General features: G+C 40.9%; 6 protein-coding genes. All 6 read right to left on the bottom strand.

From position 1 onward, the window contains the following. Positions 1–9: 9 nt before the first annotated feature. The 6 genes from def to nifJ all read right to left on the bottom strand — a co-directional run bounded on the left by def (position 10) and on the right by nifJ (position 11515). Entirely contained in the window at positions 10–561 is a 552-nt protein-coding gene (def, locus tag KEM09_RS08735; protein WP_212227664.1) for a peptide deformylase, read from the bottom strand. After that, entirely contained in the window at positions 558–974 is a 417-nt protein-coding gene (gene ruvX / locus KEM09_RS08730) for a Holliday junction resolvase RuvX (protein WP_212227663.1), read from the bottom strand. Before ruvX ends, def begins: the two co-directional genes overlap by 4 nt. A 111-nt stretch (positions 975–1085) precedes the next feature. Further along, positions 1086–3800, bottom strand: a complete 2715-nt coding sequence (gene ppdK, locus KEM09_RS08725; protein WP_212227662.1) for a pyruvate, phosphate dikinase — start codon at positions 3798–3800, stop codon at positions 1086–1088. Between the two features lie 225 nt (positions 3801–4025). After that, complete coding sequence (locus KEM09_RS08720) at positions 4026–5036, bottom strand: dihydroorotate dehydrogenase-like protein (RefSeq protein ID WP_212227660.1); 1011 nt, start codon at positions 5034–5036, stop codon at positions 4026–4028. A 263-nt stretch (positions 5037–5299) separates the two neighbouring features. Next, positions 5300–7510, bottom strand: a complete 2211-nt coding sequence (locus KEM09_RS08715; protein ID WP_212227658.1) for a beta-N-acetylhexosaminidase — start codon at positions 7508–7510, stop codon at positions 5300–5302. A 465-nt stretch (positions 7511–7975) separates the two neighbouring features. Beyond that, on the bottom strand, positions 7976–11515 hold the full coding sequence (gene nifJ / locus KEM09_RS08710; RefSeq protein ID WP_212227655.1) for a pyruvate:ferredoxin (flavodoxin) oxidoreductase: 3540 nt from the start codon (positions 11513–11515) through the stop codon (positions 7976–7978). Between the last annotated feature and the right edge of the window lie 56 nt (positions 11516–11571).

The following is an 11571-nucleotide window of genomic DNA, read 5'->3' as shown; positions in this document are numbered from 1 at the left end:
AAAAGGCTTCTAGACTGATAAAGTGCGATAATCAGCATTTACTTTACCATTTTGCAGGTTAAGCAGCTGCCGCTTCAACATTGCTTTTGTCAGCCAATTGAGCTCATCGATAAATAGTTTTCCTTCCAGATGGTCGTATTCATGTTGAATTACACGCGCTGCAAAACCACTATATTCTTCTGTTATATTATTAAAAGCCTCATCCTGATAGTGGATACGAATCCTATCTGGTCGCTTGACTTTTTTATGAATGCCCGGTAGGCTCAGACAACCTTCAGAGAGCTTCACTTTTTTTGAACCGGGAAACTCAATTTGAGGATTGATAAACACCTTTTTAAAGCCTTTAAGTTCGGGATAGTCATCCTTAAACACATCTAAATCAATGACGAACATCCTTATGGATTTCGCCACCTGAGGAGCTGCTAATCCTATCCCATCAGTACGATACATGGTGGCCCACAAGTCTTTTATAAATTGTTGCAAATTGGGATATTCAGGCCCAACTGCCTTAGCAACCTGCCTCAAAACCGGGTGGCCATACACAGCTATAGGTAAAATCATATATGCTTCTGTTCAAGGTAGGTTTGCAAAATAATGGTGGCACTCACCTTATCGATCATAGCTTTGTTCCGACGAGCCTTCTTCTTCAATCCGCCATCAATCATGGCCTGAAAGGCTATTTTAGAAGTAAAACGCTCATCAACCCACTCCACCGGTAAGTCCGGAAAATTCTTCTTCAATCGATTTACAAAGGGTTCAATGTACTTCATGGACTCAGATACCTCTCCGGTTGTTTGCGTCGGATAACCCACCACAATTTTCTCAACCTCTTCATCTTGCATATATTTAACTATAAAATCAAATAGCTCGTGCGATGATACAGTGGTCAACCCATTGGCTATAATTTGCATTGGATCTGTTACTGCTACACCACTTTTCTTTCGACCATAATCGATTGCCAGAATTCTGCCCATTTCTATACTTTGCTACAAAGATAATGCATTAGTTAATCATTCAAATGCAATAAAAAAATAAAGGTCGCCCGTATTGAGCGACCTTTCTTATATTAATTCGTTTTTGTATGATTAACGAAGGTTAGCTTGTGCTGCAGCCAAACGTGCAATAGGCACACGGAAAGGCGAACATGACACATAGTCTAAACCTGTGCGGTGACAGAACTCCACTGATGATGGTTCTCCACCGTGCTCACCACAGATACCAAGCTTAAGATCTGAACGAGTTGAACGACCTTTCTGACAACCCATTTCCACTAACTGACCTACACCTGTTTGGTCAAGCGCCTGGAATGGATCTTGCTTCAGGATACCTTTTTCGATGTAGATAGGTAAGAATTTACCAGCATCATCACGAGAGTATCCGAAAGTCATCTGAGTCAAGTCATTTGTACCGAATGAGAAGAATTCTGCTACTTCAGCTACTTCGTTAGCAGTTAATGCAGCACGAGGAATCTCAATCATTGTACCTACCATGTAGTCAACTTCAATTCCTTTCTCTTCGAATACTTTAGCAGCAGTTGAACGAATCAACTCTTCCTGCATCTTAAGCTCTTTTACAGTACCAATTAAAGGCACCATAATTTCAGGCTTAGGATCTAAACCTTCTTTCTTCAAATCACAAGCAGCTTCGATGATAGCGCGCGCCTGCATTACAGTGATTTCAGGATAAGTATTACCTAAACGACAACCACGGTGACCTAACATTGGGTTGAATTCGTGTAAGCCTTCTACTTTCTCAGTAACAACTTTTACATCAACACCCAATTTCTCAGCCATCTCTTTTTGAGATTCCAAATCGTTAGGAGTAAACTCATGTAATGGAGGATCCAGTAAACGAATAGTTACACCAAATCCGTCCATCGCTTTCAGAATACCGTAGAAATCTTCACGCTGGATAGGTAATAACTTAGCTAAAGCTTCTTCACGACCTTCAACTGTTTCAGCCAAGATCATTTCACGCATTTTCCAGATACGGTCGCCTTCGAAGAACATGTGCTCTGTACGACAAAGACCAATACCCTTAGCACCAAACTCACGAGCAGTTTGTGCATCAGCTGGAGAATCAGCGTTTGTACGAACGTACATACGTGTATTCTTCTCAGCTAAATCCATCATCTTACCGAAGTCACCGTCTAATGAAGGCGTGATAGTAGCTACTTTACCTTCATAAACAATACCAGTTGTACCGTTCAATGAAATAAAGTCACCTTCTTTATATTCAACACCATTGATAGACATTGATGAGCCTGTTACAGTTAAGCCTGCAGCAGAAGAAATACAACATTTACCCATACCACGAGCTACAACAGCAGCGTGAGACGTCATACCACCACGCTCAGTTAAGATACCTTCAGCAGCGTACATACCTTTTAAATCTTCAGGAGATGTTTCTCGACGAACAAGGATTACTTTCTTACCATCGGCAGCCCATTTTTCAGCAGCTTCGGCCGAGAATACAACCTGACCAGTTGCAGCACCAGGAGATGCAGGCAGACCTTTAGATAATTCTTTAGCAGCATCTAAAGCAGCCTGATCGAATACGGGGTGTAATAACTCATCCAGTTTATTTGGCTCCTGACGTAAGATCGCTGTTTTCTCATCGATACGACCTTCTTCCAACATATCGATAGCCATCTTAACCATGGCAGCACCTGTACGCTTACCACTACGAGTTTGCAACATCCAAAGCTTACCATCCTGAACAGTGAACTCCATATCCTGCATATCACTGTAGTGATCTTCAAGCTTTTGCTGCACCTCATTTAGTTCAGCATAAAGCTCAGGCATAGCTTCTTCCATAGACAAGAAGTTTTTCTGACGTTCTTCTTCTGAAGTACCGTTACGCTCTGCCCAACGCTGAGAACCAATTTTTGTAATTTCAAGAGGTGTACGTACTCCAGCAACAACGTCTTCACCCTGAGCATTGATTAGGTACTCACCGTTGAATAAGTCTTCACCAGTAGCCGCATCACGAGAGAAACATACACCTGTTGCAGAAGTCTCGCCCATGTTACCGTATACCATTGCCTGTACGTTTACAGCTGTTCCCCACTCGTCAGGAATCTGCTCCATACGACGGTAAAGAATCGCACGCTCAGTATTCCAAGAATCAAAAACGGCGCAAACTGCACCCCATAGCTGATCCCAAGGGTTTGTTGGAAAATCAACACCAGCATGCTTACGAACAACTGCCTTATACTTTTCTACAAGCTCTTTAAGGTCTCCAGCGGTTAATTCCGTATCTAATTTATATCCTCTTGCTTCTTTTAACTCATCTAATACAACTTCGAATGGGTTGTGCTCGCCTTCTTCGGCCTCAACACCCATTACCACATCGCCATACATGTGGATGAAACGACGGTATGAGTCGTATGCAAATTTCTCGTTTCCTGATTTCTCAGCAACAATTTTTACTGCATCATCGTTCATACCAAGGTTTAGAACTGTGTTCATCATACCTGGCATAGAGGCACGCGCACCTGAACGAACAGACAATAACAATGGGAAAGCCTCACCTGTAGAACCAAATTTAGCATTCATTACTTTTTCTGTAGCCGCAACACCTGCTTCTACTTCAGCTCTCATTAATTCAACAACAGCTTCTTTTCCTTTTTGATTGTACTCTGTACATACCTCAGTAGTAATGGTAAAACCAGCTGGTACCGGAACCCCGATAAGATTCATTTCAGCAAGGTTAGCCCCTTTACCACCAAGTAGATTTCTCATATCAGCTTTACCCTCAGCTTGTCCGTTACCAAAGGTATAAACGCGTTTATTGCTCATACTTAGATTATTAAGAATTTATTATAAAATAGTAGTTATCAATGCATTCAAGATGTTCTGAAGCTAAACTTCAAAAACCATACAAATAAACAAAAAATTTGGGAAAGTCACTAGTTTATGGGGTTTTCGTATGCGTTAATAAATAATAAATTGCCTATGAGCCAGATACAAAAAAAGCAGTCTAAAAAAGACTGCTTTCATCGTAATTAATATCAAAAATCTTCATTAACCAACCGGATACTTTTTCAGATATTCTTTAGCATTCATCAAGTAATCAACATACTGTCCTCGACGGTATGCATGCGGATCATCCACATTCTTTTTACACAGCTTGCCTTTAAAATCATCTATTTTATCATAGCCTTTTTCTTTCATCCAGGCTGAAACATCCTCCAGCATGCGGGTTATCTGCATCACCCCGTTCTTATATACAGTACTCACCACCTGAACGGCATTAGCACCTGCCAGCAACATTGTTATTACATCTTCTCCATCATGTATACCTGTATTGCTGCAAATACTGCTATTAAGGCTGCATGCCAATAATCCTGCAAAACGCAGTGCCAATCGGTTATCTCCTTTATGGCTTAAATTGTATGGCACACGCAACTTTTCTTCTTTAATATCAATATCAGGCTGGAAGAGTCGGTTAAAGAGCACAAAACCATCAGCTCCATTGTGATCCATCCGGTATACCACATTCATCATATTGGTATAAAACGGACTAAGTTTAACACTCACAGGTATTTTAACGGCCGCCTTTACCTTTTTCAACACCTCAATTCTTTCATTCTCCACATCTGCAGGTGATTTCTCCACATCCGAAATGGTTGAATAAAAGTTTAGTTCCAAGCCATCTACTCCAGTTTCCTCAAGATACTTGGCATATTCCACCCAACTTACATCGTAGGTACAATTTAAACTGGCAAAAACCGGAATTGAGACAGTCTCTTTGAGCTTCTTCAAAGCCAAAAGATGCGCTTTGGGTCCCGAATGCTCAATATTGGGAAAAAGCGTAGTCATTTCAGCATGAATATTATCAAACTCATGTAATTCCTCCTCCAGTTCGGCTGCTTCCAGATGAAGCTGTTCCTCAAATAGCGATTTATAGACAATCGCAGCTGCACCAGCCTCTTCTAACTTCTTGGCCATGTTCAAATCAAGTACCAAATTGCTGGCTCCGATAATAATGGGGTTCTTAAGTTCAATCCCCATGTAAGTTGTTTTTAAATCCATATTAAAGGTGATATTAAAGGGTTATTTAATTTCTTCCATATTAACAACAAGCAGCTGAAATCAATTGTTTTACATTAAAGACGAATTAGTCTTTTTAAAAGAGCGCGCACAGATCAATGTACGTCCTTTATCTGGCAAAAGCAATGCTGCTATTAGCTATATAAAGAAACATAAAATCATACAAAACTATCGTTGATTCCCTTTAAATGGAAACCTTGTGCTTTTTTACAACTTACTTTGTATTTCAATCACCTTAATCACAACTATTCTTTTCTCTTTATAAATACAACACCATTGGAGTCATTTCCCCAATCACCTCTTACTTTTGCTTTAATGGTAAAAGCAGCCCCGGTTTCATATTCTTCAATTGCAAAACGGTAAATATTATCATTAGATGCCCCTCCAGTATAACCATCATGTACATCTTCGCCAATTTTATGGCCGTTTTTAAACACTTCTACCGACTGGATTTCGAGCTTATAAGCACCTTTTGTATATAAAAATGCCAGCTCATAATTACCATTTTTATCGATTTTACCACTTGCATTGAGTTCCAGTATTGAGAATTCTTCTCCTTTAATCAATGATGGTTTCCACTCGCCAATATACTGTCCGTATTGCTTAAACGGTTCATACTTTTCAGGAAAATGCAAGGGCAAAGAATATTGCTGACGATTGACCACTGTAACAGCCTGGAAATCGGATAATCTATCAATCAAAACCGGGGACTCATAAACTGGTGAATAGGGATTTGGCCTGACACCATCTGTCGTATACCTTATTTGAGCCCCTTCGACTACATTATCCAACACAACTTCAAATTGTTCACCCTTTTTATCCTTACTTATCAATTTAGGTTGTGGTACACGGTATCCATAGCCAGCCTGATCTAATCGCGGGTAATGAAACGCCATACGCCGCTGAAAATCTCCCCATTCTTTGTTCTCAACAGGTGTCCAAACTGCTTCTGATAAAGCAGCCATACGTGGAAAAGTGAGGTAATCAAAATACTTCTCGGAGCGATTTTCATTGATTGGAACAATCTCCTGCAAAACAGTTCCATGTATAAATTGATCAGACCAAAGCGTAGCATGTCCTCCCAATACTTGTGAGCGGTATTGCTCCTCCAATCCTTCTATCATTGGATTTAATGCATAAACAGCCTCCAGAGAAATCGGTGGTAACCAGGTAGCAGCTTTTACCTCGCCTGGTATTTTACTTTCTGCCACATCAAAATAGCAATGACCGGTAAGAGCCATCACTACATCATGTCCATCACGCGTTCCGGTTATAGCTTTCTTTTTATTATGCCAAATCATCCCAACGGCTTTATCATCCAATCCTTTTTCAAGTATTTCATCCCAGCCAACAATGGTCTTACCATACGTCTTAACCATTTCCTGTACCCGCTTGGTAAAATAAACCTGCAGCTCGGCTTCGTTAGTTAAGCCTATGTCTTTCTTACGCTGCTGACAGTGGGGGCATTCTTTCCACCGATCATAATTGGCCTCATCGCCACCAATATGAATATAGTTGGATGGAAATAATTCAAAAGTTTCTTTAAATACATTATTAAGAAATTCGAAAGTAGATTCTTTACCTACACAGTACAAATCACGACTGATAAAATGCTGCAGAGGCACCTTCAACTCCTTTTCGGTGCATGATAAATATGGATAGGCCGCAATGGCCGCCAAGGTATGGGCTGGTATTTCAATCTCGGGTATCACCTCCACATTGCGCAAAGCCGCATAAGCTACAATTTCTTTGATATCTTCCTGCGTATAATAGCCTCCGGTTCGTTCATGCCCTTCACCGCGGAATCCCCCAATTGATGTTAGCTTAGGATATTTCTTAATTTCTAAGCGCCAGCCGGCATCATCAATCAAGTGCAGATGTAGTACATTCATTTTATACATTGCCATCATATCGATTAGGTGCAATACATAATCCTTATCATAGAAATAACGACTGACATCTAGCATCATGCCACGCCAAGGATACAAGGGTGCATCTTCAATCTCAGCGCCTTGAACCACCCAATCCACATTTCGCTGTCGTATTTTGCTATATACATGAACAGGCATCAACTGCATGAGTGTCTGTATACCATTGAACACACCGGCCGATGACTGACCACTAATAATCACTAAATCAGATGATACAGATAGAGTATAAGCCTCTTTGTTATCACTCAACGCCGAATCAATCTTCAATAAAATGCTATTCTTTCGACCTTTGCTTCCAGGTAACATGGCTAAATCCCATCCAGTGGGAGCCGACAAACTTTCGAACAGATAGCTGGCAAGTTCTGCTAATGGTTCAGCATACACAATTTTTGTATTCTGATTAAGGCTGAATACCTCGTTTTTTTGCTGATACTTTAATGGTTTAGGAATCAAATCAGCAGCAGAAGCACTGAGATTCATTAGCAGAATCATGGTTCCCAGGGTTAATACTTTTAAGAAATTCATAACGTTTATTTATTAATAATGGTTTTATTCACCTCTTTTAAACCTTCTTATTTACTTTCATCATGCTAATATAAATCTTTAAACCTTACACATTCTTACTTTAATCGTATTTTCACAAGTTTTTGTAACCAATAATGCTTTATTTAAATTTCAATTCATTGCTTTTAGAACGCAATCTCTTTCAATAGCTGATAGCCTGTAACAGGATGAAAGAACGCTAGCTAAACGTCACCTATCCGCTGGTAATGAATGAAATTTCAGTCACTTGCCTTAATTACTATTGCAAAAGGCTCACACAACACTTCAAACAGAGTCCTAAGATATTACCGGATTTTTTGAACGCTTACTTTTTTATTTGGCACTTACTTATAAGTAAGAGGCACAGGGTAACTGGTTAGTCTACAACATTAAAAAAGCCGCTCCCAAACGGAAGCGGCTCTCATTATATCTGAAATTGAACAATTATTATTCAATCACTTCATATTCCAAATCATTCAAACGCTTGTATGAGCTGTAACGCCATTTTGCATTCTTTTCTGATTCTGCAAACAACACTTTTGCATCCTCAGGGAATGACTTCGCAAGAGCTGTATAACGTACCTCGTTCATTAAGAAGCTCTGGAATTTATCCCATTGCGGTGGCTTAGAATCCAAAGTAAACGGATTTTTACCTTCGTTCTCCAACATTGGGTTGTAGCGGTACAAGTGCCAGTAACCACACTCAACAGCAGCCTTACCTTCGGCTTGTGTTTTACCCATACCAGTCTTTAATCCGTGAGCAATACATGGTGAGTAAGCAATGATTAATGATGGACCAGGGTATGCTTCAGCCTCTTTAAGTGCTTTGAAGTACTGTGCCTGGTTAGCTCCAATAGCTACCTGAGCAACGTATACATAACCATAAGTAGTGGCCATCAGACCAAGGTCTTTTTTGCGAATACGTTTACCTGAAGCAGCAAATTTAGCTACAGCACCAACAGGTGTTGATTTAGATGACTGACCACCTGTGTTAGAGTAAACCTCAGTATCCATTACTAAGATGTTTACATCTTCACCAGAAGCAATAACGTGATCTAAACCACCGTAACCGATGTCATAAGCCCATCCGTCACCACCGAAGATCCAAACTGACTTCTTCGACAGGTAGTCTTTAAGCGCAAGTATTTCCTTAGCAACAGCATGTGACTCGTTTCCAAGAGCTGCAACAACAGCTTTAGAAGCAGCAACATTTTCGTTACCATTTTCCTTGGTTTCTAACCACTTTTCGAAAGCAGCTTTGGTCTCAGCATTTACTTCGGCCATTGACTCGTTCATCTTACGCTCAATACGTGCACGCAACTTATTAACACCAGTTGCCATACCTAAACCATACTCAGCGTTATCTTCGAACAATGAGTTAGCCCAAGCCGGACCTTTACCCTCTTTGTTGGCACAATAAGGAGTAGCAGGAGCCGAACCACCATAGATAGAAGAACATCCGGTAGCATTGGCAATCATCATACGATCACCAAATAATTGAGTGATTAACTTGATATATGGTGTTTCACCACAACCAGCACAAGCACCTGAGAACTCGAATAAAGGCTGAGCAAACTGAGAAGCTTTCACATTCATGTCCTTAGGCATGATGCTATCCTTGATAGATACTTCTTCCACCATGTAGTCCCAACGCTTAATTTCAGCCTGCTGAGTTTCAAGCGGCTTCATCTCAAGAGCTTTGGTTTTAGCCGGACAAACATCAGCACAGTTACCACAACCAGTACAATCTAATGCACTAACCTGGATACGGTACTGTAAGCCATCAAATCCTTTACCGTTAGCTTTCTTGGTAGCCGTTCCTTCAGGAGCACCAGCCAATTCTTTTTCGTCTAATAAATAAGGACGAATAGCAGCGTGAGGACAAACGTAAGCACACTGGTTACACTGGATACAGTTATCTGAAATCCACTCTGGCACATCCACTGCAATACCGCGCTTCTCGTAAGCTGTAGTACCGGCTGGCAATGTACCGTCTTCGCGACCTTTAAAAATACTTACAGGCAGGTCATCACCTTTTTGTCCGTTAACCGGGAACACAAAGTCTTTGATGAACTGAGGCGCTTTTTCGTTGGTTGGAAGAACCACTTCAGCACCTTCGTTAGCCCATGATGCAGGAATAGTGATTTCGTTTACTTCACCACCTTTATCAACAGCCTGGTAGTTCATGTTAACGATGTTTTCACCTTTCATGCCAAACGACTTCACAATCGCTTTCTTCATCTGCTCAACAGCTTGCTCATAAGGTATTACCTCAGCAATTTTGAAGAAGGCCGACTGCATAATGGTATTGGTGCGGTTACCCAAACCAATTTCTTTGGCAATGTGCGTGGCATCAATTGTATAGAATTTAATCTTGTTATCGGCAATGTAACGCTTCACATGCGCTGGTAAATGACCTTCTAATTCAGCTTCGCTCCATGAGCAGTTCAATAAGAAAGTACCTCCTTCTTTCAGACCTTTCAGCATGTCGTACATGTTTAGGTAAGCAGGTACGTGACAAGCCACAAAATCAGGTGTATTTACCAAGTAAGGTGAACGGATTGGCGTATCACCAAAGCGTAAGTGAGAAATAGTGATACCTCCAGACTTTTTAGAGTCATATGCAAAGTAAGCCTGAGCATACTTATCAGTGTTATCACCAATAATTTTAATTGAGTTTTTGTTGGCACCAACAGTACCGTCAGAACCTAAACCGTAGAATTTACCTTCGAAAGTACCTTCAGCAGCCAATGAGAATTCTGGCAATAAAGGCAGCGATGTGTGAGTTACATCATCAACAATACCTACTGTAAACTGATTCTTAGGCGCATCTTGCTTCAGATTTTCGAATACGCTCAACATCATAGCTGGTGTCGTATCTTTTGAAGATAAACCATAGCGACCACCCACAACAATAGGTGCATTTTCTTTTCCGTAGAATAAATCGCGGATATCCAGGTATAATGGATCACCATTAGCTCCAGGCTCTTTAGTACGATCTAACACAGCTATTTTCTTAGCTGTTTTCGGGAATGCTTCGAAGAAGTATTTGGCTGAGAATGGACGATACAAATGCACCGCAATCAAACCAACTTTTTCGCCTTTGGCAGTCAAGTCATCAATCACTTCTTTAATAGTATCAGTGATAGATCCCATGGCTACGATGATATTTTCAGCATCGGCTGCCCCGTAGTAATCGAAAGGACGGTATTTGCGACCAGTTACTTTGCTTAACTCATCCATGTACTCAGCTACCATATCAGGTAACGCTTCGTAGAATGGATTAGCAGCCTCACGTGCCTGGAAGTAAACATCCGGGTTTTGAGCAGTACCACGTGTTACCGGGTGCTCTGGATTTAATGAGTTGTCGCGGAAAGCCTGAAGAGCTTCCTGATCTACAAGACCAGCTAAATCTTCATTCTCCAATACTTCAATCTTCTGAATTTCGTGAGATGTGCGGAAGCCATCGAAGAAGTGTAAGAAAGGTACGCGTGACTTAATAGACGTTAAGTGAGCTACAGCAGCCAAATCCATTACTTCCTGAACAGAACCGGTAGCCAACATAGCAAAACCTGTCTGACGAGTTGACATCACATCAGAGTGGTCACCAAAAATAGATAATGCCTGAGCAGCCAAACTACGTGCACTTACGTGGAATACACCAGGCAGCAGCTCACCAGCAATTTTATACATGTTAGGAATCATTAATAATAATCCCTGAGAAGCTGTAAATGTTGAAGTCAATGCTCCAGCCTGCAGCGATCCGTGAACAGCACCAGCTGCACCAGCCTCTGACTGCATCTCCTCAACTTTAACTGTCTCACCGAAGATATTTTTTCTTCCGGCCGCAGCCCATTCATCCACATTTTCCGCCATGTTAGACGATGGCGTAATTGGATAGATAGCAGCCACTTCACTGAACATATACGCGATATGTGCAGCGGCATGATTACCATCACATGTAATAAACTTTTTTTCTTTAGCCATTTTATATACTCCTAATAATTAATTGGTTATTTTAATTATATCGTTTCAAAATAAAA

Source organism: Carboxylicivirga mesophila, assembly GCF_018271975.1.
GTDB lineage: Bacteria > Bacteroidota > Bacteroidia > Bacteroidales > Marinilabiliaceae > Carboxylicivirga > Carboxylicivirga mesophila.
Note: the sequence above shows the minus strand (reverse complement) of the source record. Positions and strands in the feature narration are given on the sequence as shown.